This is a genomic window from Prosthecochloris sp. (assembly GCA_015482705.2).
Lineage (GTDB): Bacteria > Bacteroidota > Chlorobiia > Chlorobiales > Chlorobiaceae > Prosthecochloris.
Map to the genome: position 1 here is coordinate 34897 of JADMLA020000028.1, position 20499 is coordinate 55395.

Consider the following 20499-nt stretch of genomic DNA (forward strand, 5'->3'; position numbering starts at 1 on the left):
TCAGAGAGTAGAGCTTGTTTCCGGCCGATGTTTATGATATTTTTTCGAAGGTTGTCGAAACAACCAACACCGAAAACCCGTATCCAACGTCTTTCCTGAGCTTCTTTTCATGATCCCGATGCCACCGATAATCGCTCTGCTTTTCTCCATATTCACCGGCTTTGTCGCATCAGGATGCAGCGACAAGGAAAACAGCAACCACTCTCTTTCTCTCAACCCAATAAGTCATGTAGAAAAAAAAGCCGGCCTTGAAATCTCCGGCCTGGTAAAAAGCAAACGACACGGAGATGTATACTGGGCAATAAATGATTCGGGAAATCCACCGGCAATTGTACCAATCAATACCAAAGGCAAGGTAGTTTCCGTATCGGGCCAAAGCATCTCGATCCCTGGCGTTCAAAACAAGGACTGGGAAGCCTTGGCGATAGACCATTCGGGAAATCTCTATATCTGTGATGTTGGAAACAACTACAGCCGAAGAAAAGAGCTGCAAATTTATACAATTCCCGAACCACACCTCAACGGCGATGTTTCAGAAAAAGCAGACTTGATTCGTATACGTTATCCTGACCAGGAACTCGTTTCTCCCGACAGGCTGATCTATGATTGCGAGGCAGCATTCATTTTCAAAAAGAAACTCTACCTGCTTACCAAAAGACTGTTCGATGCATCCACAACCCTCTACCGTCTTGACAGGAAAGAAAAAAACACAGTCAACAACCTAACCCGTGTAACCTCTTTCCCGATAGAGGGTTACGTTACGGCTGCCGATATATCGGATGATGAACAAATCCTGGTCGTGCTCACCTACAAATCACTCTGGATATTTTACGACTTTCCTGGTGATGATTTTTTCTCGGGCAGAAAAATGAAAGTGGGTCTGAAAGGTGCGGGACAGATAGAGTCAGTTGTTTTCACCGATAACAATAAATTACTTTTGGTCAATGAAACAAAAAATGAACTGTTCACAATCACATTGAATATCCAATAAGAATTTCCTGGATACATTGTAACCTGATTCAATACCCCACTCCCTATTCCTGTTTTCCCGCCATAATGCCTGTAATCACTTCTGCACCTTTTTCAAGAACAAGAATGTCTTCATGTAACGCATCGAGTATTTCCTCTACTCGTCGATGATCTTCAGGAAACAAACCGGAAAAAGAGTTGATATCTGACTGAATCTTATCGATGAGTTTCTGTAATGCATCGAGCTTGTTATGAATTTCCCTTACTTTTTCGATAGGTAACATGGCTATCTCCGGTTATGTACAGTTTCAAAAAAACCTTTCACAACCATTCAGCAAATATCGTACCAAACCTTCAAGCTCATCAATTCGCCCATTATTATGAGTCTGATTGATAAAGAAATCAAGCCGATAGCGCCATAACAACACAACTGTTCCGGAAACGCACACCCACAAATGAGACAGCAAAATGTGCATCCAACGCACAATAAGCAGCAAGAGCATACTTTCTCCATGTTTGTTTCACTCTAACCTGTATGATATATTTCACATAGCAACAACAATCATGTTTATTCACCCCCAATGAATACAAAAAGAGAAAAACCCAATGTCTTGATTGCCGACGACAGTTCGGTTATGCGGACACTGATCAGCCACGTCATTACAAAGCTGGGTTATAAAGCTCTTACGGCCAATGATGGAGAAGCCTGTATTCACACCCTGAATTCAGATAAAGTCGATCTTCTGCTTCTTGATTTGAACATGCCGGGGAAAAACGGAATGGAGGTGCTCTCGTATCTCAAGGCAAACGACATGGTTCTGCCAGTCATCATGATTACTGCTTCAGATGACATCAGTCAGGCAGTCCAGTGTATTAAAATGGGAGCTTATGAATACCTTACCAAACCGGTAAAAAACGATCGGCTTGAAATAACGGTCAGTAACGCCCTTTCCGAGTCAAGCCTGAAAAAAAAGGTTCAGCTTCTTGAAAAGGAGCTGAAACAGCAAAATATCTTCAGACGCATCTATGGGGAAAGTTCTGCCTTGAAAAGATGTATCGAACAGGCAATGCAGGTGATGGAAACCGAGGTCAACGTCCTGGTAATCGGGGAAAGCGGAACGGGTAAAGAACTCTTTGCTCAAGCCATTCATAACGGAAGTAAGCGGAAAAACGGCCCTTTCGTAACCATAAACTGCGCAGCGATCACCAACGAGCTTGCCGACAGCCTGCTTTTCGGGCATGTGAAAGGTTCTTTTACCGGTGCAAACAGTGACCATACAGGTTTCTTTGAACAGGCAGATGGTGGCACGATTTTTCTCGACGAAATCGGTGATATGAGCCTTGACATCCAGGCAAAAGTTCTTCGGGTTCTCCAGGAAAGAAAAATCAGAAAAGTTGGGGAAAAAAAAGAAAAAAGTATCGATTTCCGGCTCATTTCAGCAACACATAGGAACTTTTCCGATGCCATAAAAAATAAAACCTTCCGTGCCGATCTGTATTACCGGCTTGAAGAATATCCACTCTTCATCCCCCCGCTCAGAGATCGCAGAGAAGATGTTCCGCTTCTGGCGAATCATTTTCTTGATAGCTTCTGTACTGCAAACAATATTGAATCGATCTCATTCAGCGCCTCTGTCCTCGAAAATCTCTCGAAATATGACTGGCCGGGCAATATCCGCGAACTCCAGAACATCGTTCGCAGAGCGGCAATAAATCGCAGTGGTGATGAAATAACCTCGGTTCCTCTCCTCCCTCACGCTCACTCACAGGAAGAGAGAGCAGCTCGATCGCCATCCGATCAACCACATGTCGAAATCCCCGCTCTTACCGGACCACAAGAACAAAGAGCACCTGACAAACCCTTGCCGGAGACAACGGTGCCCGAGCGAGGAAACACACTGTTGTTGAAAAATGCCGAGCTTCAGACAATACTCAAAGCTTACGAACTGGCAGGAGGAAACCAGACAAAAACCGCTGAAATACTTGGTATAAGCCGCTCTTCCCTGTATCGTAAATTGAAAAAATTCGGAATAGAGAAAAACCTTTCGTTCTCGGTAACGAAAGGTTTATAGTACTCGCGTAAGCTTTACCGTATTGATTCCAGGTACTTTTCAGCATCCAACGCTGCCATACAGCCACTCCCTGCAGCCGTTATTGCCTGACGGTACGTATAATCCTGTACGTCTCCACAGGCAAAAACCCCCTGAACATTTGTTTCGGTAGACGTTTTTGCGGTTTCAATATAACCATACTCGTCAATATCGAGTTGACGCTCGAAAATTTCAGAGTTCGGAGTATGCCCTATAGCCACGAAGACTCCATCGCAGGAATGTTCTTTCAACTCTCCCGTTTTGAGGTTTTTCAGCCTGACACCGGTAACCTTCTGTCCATCACCGAGAATCTCATCAACAACCTGATTGAGTTCCAGATTGATTTTTGGATTTTTTTCCACCCTCAAACTCATGATCCTCGAAGCACGAAACTCCTCTCTCCTGTGGACAACGGTCACCTTTTCGGCAAAGCGGGTCAGGAAAAACGCCTCCTCCATCGCAGTATCCCCACCTCCGATAACATACACTTGACTATCTTTGAAGAAAAAACCATCGCATGTCGCGCACGCCGACACACCTCTCCCCCGATATTTTTCTTCAGAAGGCAACCCCAACCATTTCGCGTTCGCACCTGTCGCGATAATCAGCGTTCTGGTGAGAATTTCCCGGGCACCATCTTCGAGATAAATACAGAAAGGACTTCTGGACAAATCAACTTCGCTGACGCTGCCGTGAATAAACTCCGCCCCGAACCTCGTTGCTTGTTCACGAAACCGTTCCATCATTTCCGGCCCTCGTATCCCTTCAGGGAATCCAGGATAATTTTCAATATCGGAGGTAATCATAAGCTGTCCACCAGGTTGTTCGCCATCAACCACCAAGGGCTTGAGGTTTGCTCTGCTGGCATATATAGCTGCGGTAAGGCCGGCAGGACCTGTTCCGATAATCACTACGTCTCGGGTTTCTTTCTCCATTTTCCTGCGTAACTTGTTGTTTGAAATGATATAGAGATTATGAGAGAAAAGCTGCTGACTGCTAATCTTTACAAAAGAACAGCAGTCAGCAGCTTTTTCATGAGCAGTGCCGAAGCGATAAAACCGGATCGGAAAATCCGGTTTTCAATATTACAATCAGGCAATTTGTGCGTTGATTTTCTCGGCGATCATGTTTTTTGGCATAGCCCCGACCATTTGGTCGACGACTTCACCATTCTTGAAAATCAACATGGTAGGAATGCTTCTGATACCATACTGTGCTGCGGTATTCGGATTTTCGTCAACATTGAGCTTGGATATAACAGCCTTGCCCTCAAACTCACCTGCAAGTTCTTCGATCACAGGGCCGAGCATCTGGCAAGGGCCACACCAAGCAGCCCAGAAATCAACAAGGGCTACCTTGTCAGAGTCAAGAATCTCGGATTTAAAATTCTGGTCCGTAGCAGTCAGATATTGTCCACTCATTGTATATATGTTTTAAGGGTGATTGTAGAAAACTCAGACTTCATGACAATACAACTAAACAGTGATGAAAGTAATAAAAAATACCTATTAAAGCTACCCGGCAATCTTAACATTATCAGGACCGAGAATATTTTCAAGTTCACCGAGCGTTTTTTCATCGGCATCGATAGGACTTCTCCGTGCAAATATATGTAAGAGTTCAATATTTTCAGCCGCCTGTACCTTGACTTCGAAATCAACCGCAGTTCCACCTTTATGCTCTTCCAAAACCTTTTTGACTCTCTCTAACTTCTCCAGTTCGGTCGGGTCATCGGCATCGATTTTCAAAATGACCTTGTCGATACAGGTTTCACGAACCTGTTTTATCGGAACAACCTCCCTGACAAGTAACTTCAGCATGCCTCCACTGACTTCAGCCTCTACAATAAGCATCAAAACCTCTTCAGGTTTGAGAAGATGGCGATATTGCTCATAAACACTGGCAAAGACGGTAAAATCAGCTTTTCCGGTAAAGTCTTCTATGCTTCCGAAAAGCATTTGTTTTCCTTTTCTGTCCTGATGATGACGTACTGAAACAACCACACCGATAACTTTGTACTGTCTTGCCTGCTGTACACTCCTGGTGCTGAGAGGAAGATTTGCAAAAGCTTCCCAGTCACGGCGATACGGCTCCAGAGGATGGCGACTCAGATAAAAACCGACAAGCTTTTTTTCCGCTTGTAGTCTCTCGCTTTCAGGCATCGGTTGTGCAGCATCCATCTCAGGGTACAGTGAATCATGAATCGCTTCGTTGGATTCATCACTGAAAAAACCGCACTGGCCAAGCGTTACCGACTTGTTTTGAAGTTGACCGAAGCGGATCGCCTTGTCAATATTGGCAAGCAGTTTCGCCCTGTCTTGATCAAGATCATCGAGAGCACCGGCCAGAATGAGGCATTCAAGCGCTTTTCTGTTCATAACACGCAAATCAACCGATGCGGTCAGGTCAAATAGGTTGATAAAGTCTTTTTTCCTCAGCAACCTGGATGACACAACCGCTCGAGCGGCATTACCGACCTGTTTTATGGCATTCAGACCAACACGTATCATCGCTTTTCCATCGACCTCCTCGATGGCAAACAATGCATCGCTCTTATTCACCGATGGTGGAAGAACGGGGATATTGAACCCCTTGGCTTCATCGGTCAGGTGCTTCATTCTTGGGGCATCACCAATTTCACTGTTTAAAATGGCCGTCATGAACTCAGCCGGATAATGTGCTTTCAGGTATCCTGTCCAATATGCGAGAACCCCGTATGCCGCCGAGTGGCTTTTGTTGAAACCATACCCGGCAAATTCGGCCATCAGGTCGAAAATCCTGTTGGCGAGCTTATCATGAACGCCCTGCTCAACCGCACCCTCGACAAAATCCGCCTTGAATTTCTGCATGATCTCCGGCTTCTTTTTTCCCATTGCCTTGCGAAGATTATCCGCTTTAGCCAGAGAAAAACCACCCATGACCTGTGAGATCTGCATGACCTGTTCCTGGTACACAATAACTCCATACGTCTCCTTGAGAATATCCTCGAGCATCGGATGCATATAGTCTATCGGCTCACGGTTATGCTTCCGGTCGACAAACAGATCTACCGCATTTCGTTTTTCATCGATTTTGGCATTGAGAGCCCCTGGCCGGTAGAGTGCACTCATGGCGATGATATCACCAATCTGTGTCGGTTGAAGTTTCGTCATGTAATTCTGCATACCCTGGGATTCAAACTGGAAAATCCCAGCCATCTTACCTTCCTGGAAAATCCTGAAGGTTTTTCTGTCATCCATAGCAACCTTTTCCAAGTCGACAGAAACGTTATGTCTTTTTCTGATCAGATGAAGTGTTTCATCAATAACGGCAAGAGTTTCAAGTCCCAGATAGTCGATTTTGAGCAACCCTGCGTTTTCAATCCAGTTTTTGTCAAACTGCGTCACAACCTGTTTATCATCACTGCTGGATTTAGCCGCACCACGCTCAAGCTCGTCCTGCTTCATCTCATCGGCATACTTACGCTCTTCCGTCTCGATTTTATTGGAGACATACAGAGGCACCTGTTCATCAAGCCTGCCGTTGGTAATGACAACCGCACCTGCATGCATCGAAACATTCCTCGCCCTTCCTTCGAGAGCCTGGGCATAATCCATTAAACTGGCGTTTCTTGAAGAACTCTTCACCATATCCCTGAGTTCACCGACATCATCGAGCGCCTTTTTCAAGGTTATTCCAGGCTTACCCGGCACAAGTTTGGCGAGCCGGTCAACAACATTGAGCGGTACTTCGAGCACACGTCCAGCGTCGCGGATTGCAGCTCTTGCTCCGAGCGTGCCGATCGCAACGACTTTTGCGACACTTTCTTCACCGTATTTCTCGACGGTATATTCAAGAACTTTTTGCTTCCCGACCGGGGTAAAATCAATGTCGATATCCGGCATCGACCCCCGTTCGGGATTGAGAAAACGTTCAAAGAGCAATTTATAACGTAATGGATCGATGCTTGTAATACCTGTCAGAAAGGCAACGATGCTCCCGGCTGCAGACCCTCTTCCCGGTCCGACAGAATACCCCATATGGCGTGACGCTGCAATAAGATCGCTGACAATCAGGAAGTAGGAACTGAATCCCATACTGGAAATGGTTTCCAGCTCTTTTTCAATCCGCTCATTGACCATTTTTTCCGAAAGGCCCTGAGATTCAGGATCAGCGTACTTTTCCTTTGCGCCTTCATAAGTCAAATGTTTCAGATACTGAACCTCGTCGTCAAATCCTTCTGGCAAAGGAAAATGAGGAAGCTTCGGCTCCTCCTTGCGAAAACGATACGTACACTTTTGAGCGATACGTTGCGTATTGGAAAGTTCTCCATGAGCGTCGTCGAACAGTGCAGCCATCTCTTTTGAAGACTTGAAATAGTTTTCACTGTTCGGTAGACACTGGAGCTGATTGCTGGATAGCTTTTCCTTGGTTCTAATAGCGACCATAGCCCGGTAACGATCAGCATCTTTTCTTTCGAGATAATGAACGTTATTTGTAGCCACCAGTTTTACACCGTTCTCTTCTGCAAGTCGAATCGTATCGGCATTGAGCGTTTCATCGAATGGAGTATGATGACGCTGCAACTCGAGGAAAAAATCTTCACCATAGATATCCTTGTAGAAAGTCGTAAACGATGTCGCCTCCTCGAAATCACCAGCCAGCAACGCTCTACCTATACGGCCGGCATAGTAAGCAGAGAGACATACCAATCCATCACTGGCATCTGCCAGCCAGTTACTGTCAACATGAGGCACGCCATTGCTAAAGCCTTCACGAGCGGCTTTCGAAAGTAAAACACAGAGGTTTCTGTACCCTTCCTCATTCTTGACCAGCAATATCAAAGATGGAGAAGAAAAATTCTTGCCGTTATGATATGCATCACGCTCGAGAAGATATATTTCGCTCCCTATAATCAGTCTGACACCAGCTTCATCGGCAAGACTGAACAGCTCAGGCATATTGAATGTTGCTGCATAATCGGTGACCGCGACAGTATGCATTGCACTCTTTTGACAAGCGGCAAAAAGCTCCTGAGGAAAAATAGGACTGCTTTGCATGGAAAAATGAGTATGTGTATGCAAATGCACAAAATCCATTTCGGTCATCATTTTACATAGAAATTAGCCGCTCAGGAAAAAGCTCTTCGACTACAAAACACCATTGAAGGCGGGTTTCTCTACGGGCAATGCAGTATAACATTTTCAAATCATTTATCAACCCGAGGAGACCATTCTACGAGGCAGAGGCAGTACTCTTTGCCGTGTTCGACTTTGATGCAGGCGGAAATAAATTTTTTCATAACCGTCAACCATTGTTTTATGACTGAAACGTTTTTCAAAATCATTTCTACAAGCCTTTCTTTTGATTTTCTCTATATCGTTAACTGCTTGTTTGAAATCATCTTCCGTACTGCAGACATATCCTGTCTTGCCATGCTTTATGATTTCTGGTGATGAACCGCAGCCCCTTACTATGACCGGAGTACCACAAGCAAGAGCTTCGATCATAACAAGCCCGAAAGGTTCCGGCCAATCAATGGTGTTGAGCAGTGCTTTGGCATTTTTCAACAGTTTTATCTTGTCGCTTTCCATAACCTCTCCAACGTATTCAATGAGAGGATCGTCCAGCATGGGTCTGATGTGCTCGTTGAAATAATCCGCTTCGACCGGATCGACTTTCGCTGCAATTTTCAGAGGGATACCGCAAGCCTTTGCAAGGCGAATTGCCTGATCGGGTGCTTTTTCAGGAGAAAAACGTCCCAAATAAAGAAAATAGTCAGATGGCGATTCATTGAATGGAAAACATTCAGGAGGATAACCATGGTATACCGTTCCTGCCCAGTTGACGTTTGGTACAGGAAAACGCTGAGCGTTACTGATGGAAACGTAATTCATATCTGTATATATCTGCAGCATTCTGATAAGAAAAGGCATATCGAGACGACCATGCAGCGTAAGTACTGTTGGAATCATCGACGTTGCCGCAAACGGTAAGGTGAAGATATCTACATGTGAATGAATGATGTCAAACTCATGGCTCATCTCATGGTATACATGTGCAAGTTCGAGTAAGGAACTGACAACGCTTGCAGATTGCTTCCCGTCGAGCCGCAGTCCCCTCTCGACCAATGAACACAGTTTTGCGGATGTCCGGGAATCACCGGTGGCAAAAAGAGTGACATCATGTCCCCGCCCGACGAGCTCTTCGGTAAGGGAATAGACAACTCTTTCGGTTCCACCGTATTTTGCTGGCGGAACACTTTCAATCAACGGCGCTATTTGCGCAATGCGAAGGGGTTTCATCACATCCTCCAGATTTTACACACAGAATCGGGTCATAGTTAAATTTGTACAGCTTGTTCGTAGAAATAGTAAAGCACCTACCCCAAAAAGTACACGGAACCGGTATCTCGACATCGGCTTCGATGAAAACCGAAACATTATCGTGACATATTTCCAGTTTGATGATACGATCTCTCCAGTGAACTTTGAATAACAAGCGCCTCCATCTTTTCGGCAACCAGGGTTTCAGTACAATCCTGTCAGACTTGAGTGTCAATCCACCGAAACCTCTCACAACAGTTTGCCATGTACCACCTACAGCAGCCCCGTGTATTCCCAGTTCGGTGTTACCGTGTAAATCTTCCAGATCAACCAATGCCGTCCTCATGAAATACCGATACGCATGCTGGCGGTTTCCAACTGTAAGGCCGACCATCGCATGAGAACAATGACTGAGAGATGATTTATGCAACGCTCTTTTTTCATAAAAGTTGTAGTTGACCCGCTTGACCTCGTCACTGAAGGCATGAGGGAAAAGCAAAAACATCATCAGCACATCAGCCTGCTTTATCAATCGTGTCTTACTGATATTTCGATAGGTGATCCCCTGAGGAAGAACCGGCCCTCCTTTACGATCGTGTCGCGTTATCACATAATCCTTCAAATCGAAATAACCGTCGAACTGTTCGATAAGTCCGGAAGAACTGTCGATGTTGAACTTAAGTCTGTTACTGATATCCATCCATTGACCGACTTCTGTTCGTTGCAGATCGAGTTGCTTGCACAATGCCGCAAACCCCTCAACGTCACGGTGACTGAAATATTCGAACAGAGTTGCTGCGAGCCTTAAATGCCATTTCACAAGGAAGTTGGTATAAGCATTGTTATCCACATGTTCATGAAATTCGTCTGGCCCTATAACTGTTTTTATTTCGAATACTTCCCCTGATGCAGCAACACGGCTCGCCCAGAAACGTGCAGTTTGAAAAACCATTTCCAAAGCATACTCGAGCAAAAATTCTTCATCGCCGGTTACCCTGAAATACTGTTCCACGGCATAAATGACATCCGATACGATATGATCCTCCTCTGCACCGGTATAGATAAGATTTATGGTTCTTTCAAGTTTCGATGCAAATCTCGGAGTGACATCTTCTCCGGTCGTAGCGGTTTCCCAGCCATATTTCGCTCCTTTGTAACCGGAACGCTCTGCATTCTTTATCGCACCGGGTAACGTTTCATACCGGTACATGAGCATGTTTTTCGCTATCTCGGGAAAATTGTAGAGATAGAACGGAAAAATAAAGATTTCCGTATCCCAGAAAACATGTCCGAGATATCCTTCAGAACTGAGAAATTTCGCCCCTATACTCCCTCGATGCCTCGGACCGTTTATCAGAAGCTGATACATATTGTAACGTATGGCCAGCTGTGCGTTGCGATCCCCTTCTATGACGATATCTGCCTGCTGCCAAGACTTTTTCCACAGTTTGATATGACTGGCAATTTCCCTGTAAGCCCCGTTGCGAAGATAGGATTTCAAACCACAGATAGTCCCGCTGAACATTCGTTCTTCCGGAATCTCCCTGCTTGTATAGACTACAGCATATTTTTCAAACTCATAGGAAACACCTTTTTTCACATCCAGCGTCATCTCGCTGGTAAACTTCTCCCCATAGATCCTTGGCTCCCACGTAATGGCAGCCCTGTCACGATCGACAATTCGCCATGACGCTGCATTGGAAATACGTATGCCGTGCTCTCTGGTTTTCATCTCCAGATACATAAGGTCACGTCCGCGTTCGATACGTTCGAGGTGGAGGTGCTTGAGTTGTTCCCCCGGAAAAAATCCACGGTTGAGAACGTCTCCGTTCAAACCGCTTAGTATCCTAATCTTACCCGAAAAGTTTTCCGGTACAATCCTGACCCTCATATAACCCCAATGCACCTTATGCAGAAAAACAAGTTTTGTTGTCGCAAACGTTACAATTTTTCCGTTTGGAAGTCGAAATCTTGATTTCCGATGAAGAATCCCTTTTCTCATATCGAGCATCTGCTCGTGACGAATCACTTTGCAATCCGGCAGGGAAACTTTCAGTCCATCGATCCACAACGAAACATCGGTCCAGACAGGACATTTTACCAACTCCTCGACGTCCGCTTCGGACCCGTCATATATTCCATTGATATACATTCCCCTGTAACTGCCGGGCGGCAGTTCTTCCAGGCTACCTCTGATGTTGAGATAACCATTACCGATCGTCATCAACGTTTCGTTGACCTGCAACCGTTTCGGGCGATTGCTGTAACCGCTTCGTCTTAGAAGCCACTGCTTCGGCGAAAAGTCGAGCAGAAAAACAGGATCTTCTCTGAAACGGTCATCACGGACATCGTCACTCTGCGTGTTCATAGGTTCTCCAGATGCTCAAATCTGAAAAAAATACCGGTAACTGCACGTTTCAACGGGGGATGTTGCTACGAAAGAAACGAAGAGTATACTCGATGAGGATATGAAACTTTTCGTTTTTTCGTGTTTAGCTATAACAAAAATACCCTGCCTTATCGTTCCCACGGTCACTCCTTGTCCTTGTACGTCCTGTATACAGCACACAGAAACAATGCAAAAGAGAAAAAATCTTATGCAATAATTGCAGGTCGATATCATCTTGACACAAGCCAGGTGCATCGAGAGAAATCAGAATTTCAATCCCCGAAGGCTAAGCTCGAAAAAGCGATTAGGGAACATGACAGATTATTAGAGACATCCTGGCCATATGGTTCATTCATTTTTTTGTTATAATTAGGGCTGAGTGTAACTGATTTGCTTTACAACTTTAACATCCACCCCGACTTTGAAACAGCATATATACAACAACTGCCCTGTCTGCAACTATCCTCTGACCGACCAAAGCGCTGTCTGTCCACGATGCGGAAACGATATTCTTGAGGACATTTCATCTCTTGATGAGCAATCACAGGAAAAGCATTGTAAAATCCTTGAAGAAAAAAAGGCTGACTGGTACACCCGATGTGTAGTCGACAAGCTGAATTGCTGCGAAATGCAGACACCAACACCAAATAATGACGAAGATTTCACCTGCCATGTCACTGCAGAAAGAGGGGGAAAACTGATCGATGCGCCTGTTTTTTCATTGCCTCGCAAACAGCTTCTCCAGGATCGTTCAAAACGGCAGGAATGGTGGAACAAACTGAACACCGACTGGAAAGAGGTGGTGAAAGCCACGCTGAAACTTTCCGACCCCCCCTCTGATCAGGAGTTGCTCGATTTTTTCAATGTTACACATCTGAGATGTGATAACCGAAGAGTACACAGTCTTGCGCCATTACGTGTTCTGGAAAAATTGCAACAATTACGCTGCGACGAATCCCCGATTGAAAGCCTTGAACCACTTAAAGATCTCAGAGCATTGCAGCGGCTTTATGCATTCGACTGCGACTTTTCCTCACTGGAACCTCTCAGCAACGTTACCAGTCTGAAATTGCTTTGGATATCCAGCACAGAGGTAAGCAGTCTCGCCCCAATTACGAATCTCGTCAATCTCGAAGAGCTTTATTGTTCTGAAACGGCGATAAACGATCTTTCACCGATTTCCGGATTGACCGAACTGGAAAAAATCAGCTGCTACAAAACCAACGTTTCCTCACTCGAGCCACTTGAAAAACTTGAAAATCTTATAGAACTGGGCTTCAACAATACCCAAATCGATGACCTCTCGCCGCTCAGCGATTTGGAAAACCTTGAATATATCCGTTGCAGCCGGACATCTATCGGCACTCTAGAACCCCTATCCGGGCTTATAAATCTCAGAGAACTGAGCTTCAATCAGACTCCGATCGATTCACTGGCCCCTCTTGCAGAACTACCGGAACTCGAAGAAATTTCTTTTGCCAATACTGGAGTCACCTCGATCGCACCTCTGATGCATCTCGAAAATCTTGAGAAAATCGAGTTGTCGGCTGGCCAGATTGCCAGTGAAGAACTTGAACAGTTTCTCGAACTGCACCCCGACTGTGAAATCATATTGAAGCAATAAGCAAAGGGACATACTTTGGCGGGATCAGGCCCCGGCATAATCGCTAACGCGCTAACGAGATTACCTGACCAAAATAAAAGAGGCTGCCATTTTGTGACAGCCTCTTTTTGATAATGCCAGCCCTCTACAGAAAGACCGAAAGCAGAATTCCTGCAGCAACCGCAGAACCGATTACCCCGGCCACATTGGGTCCCATAGCGTGCATAAGCAAAAAATTATGAGGATCGGATTCCAGTCCCACCTTGTTTGAAACACGAGCGGCCATCGGTACGGCAGAGACCCCTGCAGAACCGATCAGAGGATTGATTTTCTGCTTGAGAAAGATATTCATGAACTTGGCCATGATCACTCCGGAAGAAGTGCCGAAGGAAAAAGCGATAAGACCGAGCACGATGATACCGAGCGTTTCGAGGTTTAGAAACTTTTCGGCAGAGAGCTTGCTCCCGACACCGAGTCCGAGAAAAATTGTCACGATGTTGATCAAAGCGTTCTGGGTCGTGTCACTCAGACGATCTACGACACCACACTCCTTCATCAGGTTGCCGAACATGAGAAAACCGATAAGAGGAGCCGCAGAAGGAAGAAGCAATGCACAGAGAATAATGACGATAACCGGAAAAAGAATTTTCTCACGCTTCGATACATAGCGAAGCTGACTCATCTTGATCGAACGTTCAGCTTCGCTGGTAAACAGCTTCATGATAGGCGGCTGTATAATCGGCACCAGAGCCATATAGGAATATGCCGCTACGGCGATACTGCCCAGAAGTTGTGGACTGAGCCTCGATGCAAGAAAAATGGATGTCGGACCATCCGCTCCTCCGATGATACCTATCGAAGCTGCATCTTTCATTGAAAACTCGATACCGGGGACATACTGGGAAAGAAGAAGCGCACCTATCAACGTCGAAAAAATACCGAACTGTGCAGCTGCTCCCAGGAGTGCGGTTTTGGGATTTGCAATCATCGGACCGAAATCGGTCATCGCTCCCACACCCATGAAAATAATCAACGGAAACACTCCGGTCTCTATGCCCACATCATACACATAACGCAGAATTCCACCCTCGTCATTGATGTAGGCCAGCGGTATGTTCGATAAAACAGCCCCCATACCTATAGGAATAAGTAACAAAGGCTCAAATCCTTTGGCAATCCCCAGATAAATGAGCAAAGCACCTATACTGATCATAAACAAACGGCCAAAACCCTCCGTCCAGCTCAATCTGTTATCGTTGATCAATGCATAAATACCGGTGCTTTCCACAAGATTCCCAAAAACCTTTCCTATTGAAAGGCCTTCAGCTGTACTTTGCGATCCCTTTGCGCTGACAAGTAAGGGCTGCTTTTCGATCCTGAGCAGCTCGGTTCCTTGAGGAACACGAGTATACTTGGAATAAAGCTCAGGATGGATATAAACCAAACGCCCTGTTACACCTGAAGATACCGTTATTTTTTTATGCTCCTTATCGGCAAACAATCCGAGAAAATCACCAACATGAACCTCATCCCCCACCCGGAGAGTACGACTGTCTTTGACGGGCACCGTGACAAGCTCCAGCTCCATAGGAGCTTGAAGCGTCACAATTCCCGCCTCGTTTTCAGTAAAGAAATCCTCAGCACGAGCCGTTGTGCCGAAAAAAACTACCGACAGCAGCACAAGAATGAACGTACGCATAAATTTTTTTGATAAACCGTTAAACAGTTAAAAACCATGATCTTTGCCTGCCCCCCAGAAAGAGACAGGCGTTTTCATACCGTCAGCCAACTCCGCTTAAGCGATGAACATGAGCGTATCACCTGTAGCAACCGTATCTCCGGGGGACACGTCAATGGAAATAACAGTACCGGATTTTGGCGCTTTTACCGGAGACTCCATCTTCATGGCCTCGATGACTAGGACATCATCACCTTCATTGACGTTATCTCCGACTTCGACTTCGATTGCAACAACATTTCCAGGCATTGCCGCTTCAACCGGAACGCCCTCACCTGTCGGCTCTTTTGACGCAGGAGTCGCCGCCGCAGCAGGGGTAACGGCCTGAACTGCTCCGCTCCCTTCAGCAACGGTCACATTATATGCCTTTCCGTCGACGGTAACCGTATAGTTTCCTGGAGAAGAAGACGACTTCGATGCTGACGATTCGGTTTTTGTAGAAGCTTTCGTTTCCTGTTTGGCAGAAGCCGCAGCCTCGACATCCTTTTTATAACGAATCCCGAGTGGTGCATCACCTTTGAGAAACGCTATTCCTTTCGCCCCACAGGTTGCCGAAATGAAAATGTTCTCATCGGTTGCAGGAAGACCTTCTTTTTCGAGAATTTTCTTGTTGTACTCGACACCGAGCTCAGGATTCCTATCGTTTATATCATGAACATCCTCTGTCGTCGGCTCGAGCGCGAGCTGCTCCGATGCGAGCTTTACAATTTCCGGATCAGGTACGGCCGGCGTTTTCCCGAAATAGCCAAGTACCATCTTACCATAGCTTTCCGTTATCTTTTTCCATTTTCCCTGTACGGTATTGGCAAAAGCCTGCTGGAAATAAAATTGTGAAACCGGTGTTACCGAAGAGCCGAAACCGCCTTTGGCGACGACTTCACGCATATTCCTTATAACCTCGGGGAAAAGATGCAGCGAATTGTTATCGCGCATCATCTGCGTATTTGCCGTCAGCGCGCCGCCCGGCATGGGTGAAAACGGAATCAGAGGATTGACTTCTTTCGCTTCAGGAGGCATATAATATTTTTCCATCTGGTCGATAAACATCGCCTCGACCTCTATGATCTTCTCATGGTCGATATCCAGAGTATAATCGGTTCCGCGAAGACGATGCCACATTGTCAGAAGATCGACTTCAGCCGTCCCCCCGCTCACCGGTGCCATAGACAGATCAATAATATCCGCACCGGCCTCGATTGCAGCGAAGTTACAGGCAACCCCCATTCCGGCAGTATCGTGAGTGTGAAACTGAATAATCGTTTCCGGAGGCAGTATTTTCCGGGCACCTTTGATAGCATCGAAAACAATTCTTGGAGTTGTCGTCCCAGAAGCATCCTTGAATGCGACACTGTCGAACGGTATCCCTGCATCTAAAATTTCCTTGAGTCTATCGAGATAAAACTGCGGTGTATGGCAGTATTTCTCATTCAGGCCGGGAGGAAGACCCATCAAAGCGATAACAACCTGATGTTTGACTCCGGCATTATGAATACACTGGCCAGAATACGCAAGATTACGAACATCCATCAACGCATCGAAATTCCGAATGGTTGTAATCCCGTGTTTCTTGAACATCTTAGCGTGAAGGTCGATGATATCACGTGACTGTGAAACCAATCCCACAACATTCGCACCTCTTGAAAGAGTCTGCAGGTTGATATCCGGCCCTACGACTTTCCGGGCTGCATCCATCATATCGAAAGCGTCTTCCTGGCAATAAAAATACAAGCTCTGGAAACGGGCACCTCCCCCGATTTCAAAGTTATCCGTACCTGCATCAACGGCTGCCTGAAGCACCGGCAGAAAATCATCGGTTTTTACCCTTGCCCCGTAACAGGACTGAAACCCGTCACGAAAGGACACATCCATAAACTTTATCTTTTTCATGAGCCTTTCTTTTCGTGATTCGTAATAAATTATTGGTTAGAAAGTAATCGGCGCGAAGTCACCTGTTTCTGTGCGCATGAACCGCTGCAGAAATCACCGCCGTTATCCTGCCTGGATCTTCTCCACCTTCTGTAACAAGAGCCGGACCGGATATCTTTTTTGAATTCTTTTTCTTTCTTTTCGCAGCCTCTGCCTCGAGCAACCGCTGTTCTTCCTGCAATGCATGATCCTTGAGAAGCCATGAAAGCCCTGATATCAAGACATTCAACAGAAGCAGGAAAAGAAAAACAACAACCATTCCCACAACCATAAGAATTAAGCCGTCGGTAATCATAAAATGTGAGGTGTTGATTATTAAGGAGATTATTGCTCAGTGTGAGAAACATTCATGTTCAGGAGTAATCTTGCATCGCCTTGTCGGCGGCATTCTGCTTAACCAGCAAAACCGGAATATCGAGGGCATGAAACACGGCTTCAGCGACGCTACCCATGAGAATACGGGTCAGACCGCTTCTCCCATGGGAACCCATAACCAAAAGATCTGCCCCCCAAGCATTACTTTGTTCAATAATTTCATCATAGGGATTTCCTCTGAGTATGAGAATATCGGCTGAAAGCCCTTTTTTCTTTTCTTCCATCAAAAGCTTTCTGAACTCTTCGGAAACCACCTCTGCCTTACCGCCTTTTTTGGAGACACCGTAACTGTAAGCTGTTTTTTCGGCTATGTTTTCAGGTTGCATGATATGAAGAAAACGCACATGAGCACCGACTTTTCGGCCAAGCTCGATTGCATACCGTACTGCTTTGTCTGAAGTTTTCGAATAGTCGGTAGGGCATAGAATTTTAGACAACTGTATCATGCAGGGTCAATCTTTTTTGTTTTGTTTGCAAACTTGCGCAACAATGAACTATTACTTTTATCCCTTTTTCTCACTGCCGTTAAAGCACAGTTTGTTATTTTAATAAACCTTGAATCTACAATAATTTTTATGATTAAACCAGCCGTTATCCTTATCGTTCACGAAAAAGAAACACTTGCTGGCATATGCCTGAAAGGTGTCCCAACAAACACATGACTACTGTCGAAAATGCTCTTCGAAACCCTGAAGCTTATCCTCATCGGGTCGAAGATATCGCTATCGTCGAAACACATATCTCACTCGTTTTTCTAACAGGCACATATGCCTATAAAATCAAAAAGGCAGTCAACCTCGGATTTCTGGATTTTTCTACACTTGAAAAACGGAGACATTTCTGCCACGAAGAACTCCAACGCAATAAAAGGCTGTGTAGTGAGATATATCTCGATGTGGTTCCTGTCACACAAGAGGCCGGTACGATAAAAGTCGGAGGAGAAGGCAGAATTGTCGACTATGCTGTAAAAATGGTACAGTTCGACCGTGAACTTGAACTGGATACCCTCCTTAGACAAGGGAAAATCACAAGCAGACAGATAGCCGAAATAAGCAACATCGTCGCTGCATTCCACGATTCGACTCGTGTAGCCGAGCCAGATACTCCGTACGGCCGCCCTGAAATCATCATAAAACCCATACGTGACAACTTTACCGAAGCCGAACGTCTGACTAAGGATCAACAGGAACAAAAACAGCTTGAAAAACTCAAACAATGGACTGAAAAAGAATACAAGCGGCTCATGCCGGAGTTCTTATTCCGGAAATCCAAAGGAGCGATACGAGAGTGTCATGGTGATATGCATACAGGAAATATGGTACTCTGGAAAGGAAAGGTGATGATTTTCGACTGTATCGAATTCAACCCGTTTCTCAGCACGATTGATGTTTTCAGTGAAATAGCGTTTTTGGTCATGGACCTTGAGCATAGCAACCACAAAGAACATGCATCGAGCTTTCTCAACCGCTACCTTTCACTGACCGGAGATTACAAAGGGCTCGCCCTTTTAAGATTCTATAAAACATACAGGGCGATGGTGCGAGCGAAAGTCACCGCCATACGCCATCTTCAAGAAAAAAATCAACACGAAAAAGAAAAAACACTTACCGAGCACCGCTCCTATATTTCGACGGCACTCTCCTATATCACACCAGCACCATTTGGACTGGTCCTCACCTGCGGAGTTTCCGGAAGCGGCAAAACCACCGTGGCCAAGAAACTCATATCACGGATGCCCGCAATACATGTTCGTTCGGATATAGAAAGAAAAAGACTGTTCGGGCTCAAGCCTCTCGAAAAAAGCGACCCGGAGAAAAACAAGGCGATGTACTCAGCTCAAAGCTCGAAGAGAACATATTCGAAACTACACAACATAGCCGGAACATGTCTGGAGAACAGCTACCCGGTCATCATCGATGCAACGTTTCTGAATGAGGATGAACGGAAACGTTTCGTCAGTTTAGGAGAACAAAAAAACATTCCCGTCGTCATCCTTCATTGCCATGCTCCCGAAAAACTTCTCGAAAAACGAGTCGGCGAACGACAGACTGCAGGCAACGATCCGTCAGAAGCTGATAAAACCATACTCCGTCGACAGATCCGGCGTTTCTTACCATTTTCAGCCACGGAACAGCACAGAACGATCACCATCGACACATCATCCCTTTCATCGATAGAGAAAGGCATTGCAGAAACAGTGCGTCGCATACAGGGTGAAAATAGAGTTTAGCTTTCCACTCCGAAAACCACCCTCACTATCATCCCGGCAAGAAAACTCAGCACCGTTACGCCGGAACTGAGCGCAACCATCTCCATGAATCTGCTCCTGAACGGTATATCCTTCGCAACCGAAACATAAAAATTAAAGAACGCGATAATGCAGATGGACACCACGAATGCGGTTCCGAGAGCGACATAGAGAGAGGAGACGACAAAAAAAGGTGTAATGAGCAGAATGACGGTTGCGATATATGCCATTCCTGTATAGAATGCCGCTTTTATGGGGTTTTTCGTTCCCGGTTCGGCTTTTGTTGAAAGATACTCCGAAGCAGCCATGGACAACGCAGCTGCAAAGCCGGTAATGATCCCTGTGAGAGCGACAAAACGAGAATTTTGGAGAGCGAATGTCAAACCGGCCAAGACGCCCATGAGCTCGACCAAAGCATCATTGAGCCCGAGAACGACCGACCCCGTATATTTGAGACGATCTTCGTCGAGCAACGCAATAAGCGCCTGCTCATGTTCTTCCTCATCACTGATAATACCTTGCAGCTCCCTGAAAGAAGAAGGCAGGCGCCCGTAGATATCTCCTGCATTTTTTTCAGCTTTTTCCATCAGCTTCACGCCGAACGTCAAACCTAAAAGGGAACTGACCATCGAAAAAAACCAGATTCTCATCTTACTCGGCTTTACCTCTTGACGAGTATATCCTTTCAAGATGTTGTAATGACGAAGTTCATCATCTGCGATCTGGGCAAGTACCCGTCTGTTTTTCACACCGCTGACGCTCGATGCGAGACGCTTGTAAATGTAATGCTCGGTCAGCTCGCTTTTCTGAAGAGCGAGAATGTGCGCTGGCTTGACTTCTTTCAGGTTTTTCACTT

General features: G+C 45.7%; 15 protein-coding genes. 4 read left to right on the top strand and 11 right to left on the bottom strand.

The window, feature by feature from the left end; all coding sequences use genetic code 11:
• Nucleotides 1–118: 118 nt before the first annotated feature.
• Entirely contained in the window at nucleotides 119–991 is an 873-nt protein-coding gene (locus tag QZ209_RS06835; protein WP_294346183.1) for a hypothetical protein, read from the top strand.
• Between the two features lie 43 nt (nucleotides 992–1034).
• On the opposite strand, the gene QZ209_RS06840 is transcribed toward QZ209_RS06835, so the two are convergent.
• The gene (locus QZ209_RS06840) at nucleotides 1035–1253 is read right to left on the bottom strand and encodes a hypothetical protein (protein ID WP_294346223.1); all 219 of its coding nucleotides are present in this window, start codon (nucleotides 1251–1253) and stop codon (nucleotides 1035–1037) included.
• 297 nt (nucleotides 1254–1550) lie between these two features.
• Between QZ209_RS06840 and QZ209_RS06845 the strand changes: the two genes are divergently transcribed.
• Nucleotides 1551–3041, top strand: a complete 1491-nt coding sequence (locus tag QZ209_RS06845; RefSeq protein WP_294346226.1) for a sigma-54 dependent transcriptional regulator — start codon at nucleotides 1551–1553, stop codon at nucleotides 3039–3041.
• Nucleotides 3042–3055: 14 nt separating this feature from the next.
• Here QZ209_RS06845 and trxB read toward each other — a convergent pair whose 3' ends face one another.
• The 5 genes from trxB to QZ209_RS06870 all read right to left on the bottom strand — a co-directional run bounded on the left by trxB (nucleotide 3056) and on the right by QZ209_RS06870 (nucleotide 11732).
• The gene (gene trxB / locus QZ209_RS06850) at nucleotides 3056–3994 is read right to left on the bottom strand and encodes a thioredoxin-disulfide reductase (protein ID WP_294346231.1); all 939 of its coding nucleotides are present in this window, start codon (nucleotides 3992–3994) and stop codon (nucleotides 3056–3058) included.
• A 156-nt stretch (nucleotides 3995–4150) separates the two neighbouring features.
• On the bottom strand, nucleotides 4151–4480 hold the full coding sequence (gene trxA, locus QZ209_RS06855; RefSeq protein WP_110023540.1) for a thioredoxin: 330 nt from the start codon (nucleotides 4478–4480) through the stop codon (nucleotides 4151–4153).
• A gap of 93 nt (nucleotides 4481–4573) precedes the next feature.
• Entirely contained in the window at nucleotides 4574–8137 is a 3564-nt protein-coding gene (gene dnaE, locus QZ209_RS06860; RefSeq protein WP_294346235.1) for a DNA polymerase III subunit alpha, read from the bottom strand.
• A 117-nt stretch (nucleotides 8138–8254) separates the two neighbouring features.
• Nucleotides 8255–9343 (bottom strand): glycosyltransferase family 4 protein, encoded by a 1089-nt coding sequence (locus tag QZ209_RS06865; RefSeq protein ID WP_294346236.1) that lies wholly within the window; start codon nucleotides 9341–9343, stop codon nucleotides 8255–8257.
• Nucleotides 9303–11732, bottom strand: coding sequence for a glycosyl hydrolase family 65 protein (locus tag QZ209_RS06870; RefSeq protein WP_294346237.1), 2430 nt, complete (start codon nucleotides 11730–11732; stop codon nucleotides 9303–9305). The genes QZ209_RS06865 and QZ209_RS06870 overlap by 41 nt, the downstream gene beginning before the upstream one ends.
• A gap of 442 nt (nucleotides 11733–12174) precedes the next feature.
• Between QZ209_RS06870 and QZ209_RS06875 the strand changes: the two genes are divergently transcribed.
• A complete protein-coding gene (locus QZ209_RS06875; RefSeq protein WP_294346238.1) occupies nucleotides 12175–13377 on the top strand; it encodes a leucine-rich repeat domain-containing protein in 1203 nt (400 codons plus the stop codon).
• 124 nt (nucleotides 13378–13501) lie between these two features.
• Here the strand turns inward: QZ209_RS06875 and QZ209_RS06880 are convergent, their stop codons facing one another.
• From QZ209_RS06880 to QZ209_RS06895, 4 genes are all read right to left on the bottom strand, one after another.
• Entirely contained in the window at nucleotides 13502–15055 is a 1554-nt protein-coding gene (locus tag QZ209_RS06880) for a sodium ion-translocating decarboxylase subunit beta (RefSeq protein ID WP_294346239.1), read from the bottom strand.
• Nucleotides 15056–15151: 96 nt separating this feature from the next.
• A complete protein-coding gene (locus QZ209_RS06885) occupies nucleotides 15152–16981 on the bottom strand; it encodes a biotin/lipoyl-containing protein (protein WP_294346240.1) in 1830 nt (609 codons plus the stop codon).
• A 58-nt stretch (nucleotides 16982–17039) separates the two neighbouring features.
• On the bottom strand, nucleotides 17040–17315 hold the full coding sequence (locus QZ209_RS06890; protein ID WP_294346241.1) for an OadG family protein: 276 nt from the start codon (nucleotides 17313–17315) through the stop codon (nucleotides 17040–17042).
• Between the two features lie 58 nt (nucleotides 17316–17373).
• Nucleotides 17374–17841, bottom strand: a complete 468-nt coding sequence (locus QZ209_RS06895; RefSeq protein ID WP_294346242.1) for a universal stress protein — start codon at nucleotides 17839–17841, stop codon at nucleotides 17374–17376.
• A gap of 212 nt (nucleotides 17842–18053) precedes the next feature.
• On the opposite strand from QZ209_RS06895, the gene QZ209_RS06900 reads away from it, so the two are divergent.
• Complete coding sequence (locus QZ209_RS06900; RefSeq protein WP_294346243.1) at nucleotides 18054–19625, top strand: bifunctional aminoglycoside phosphotransferase/ATP-binding protein; 1572 nt, start codon at nucleotides 18054–18056, stop codon at nucleotides 19623–19625.
• On the opposite strand, the gene QZ209_RS06905 is transcribed toward QZ209_RS06900, so the two are convergent.
• Nucleotides 19622–20497, bottom strand: coding sequence for a VIT1/CCC1 transporter family protein (locus tag QZ209_RS06905; protein WP_294346244.1), 876 nt, complete (start codon nucleotides 20495–20497; stop codon nucleotides 19622–19624). The genes QZ209_RS06900 and QZ209_RS06905 overlap by 4 nt on opposite strands.
• Nucleotides 20498–20499: the final 2 nt, after the last annotated feature.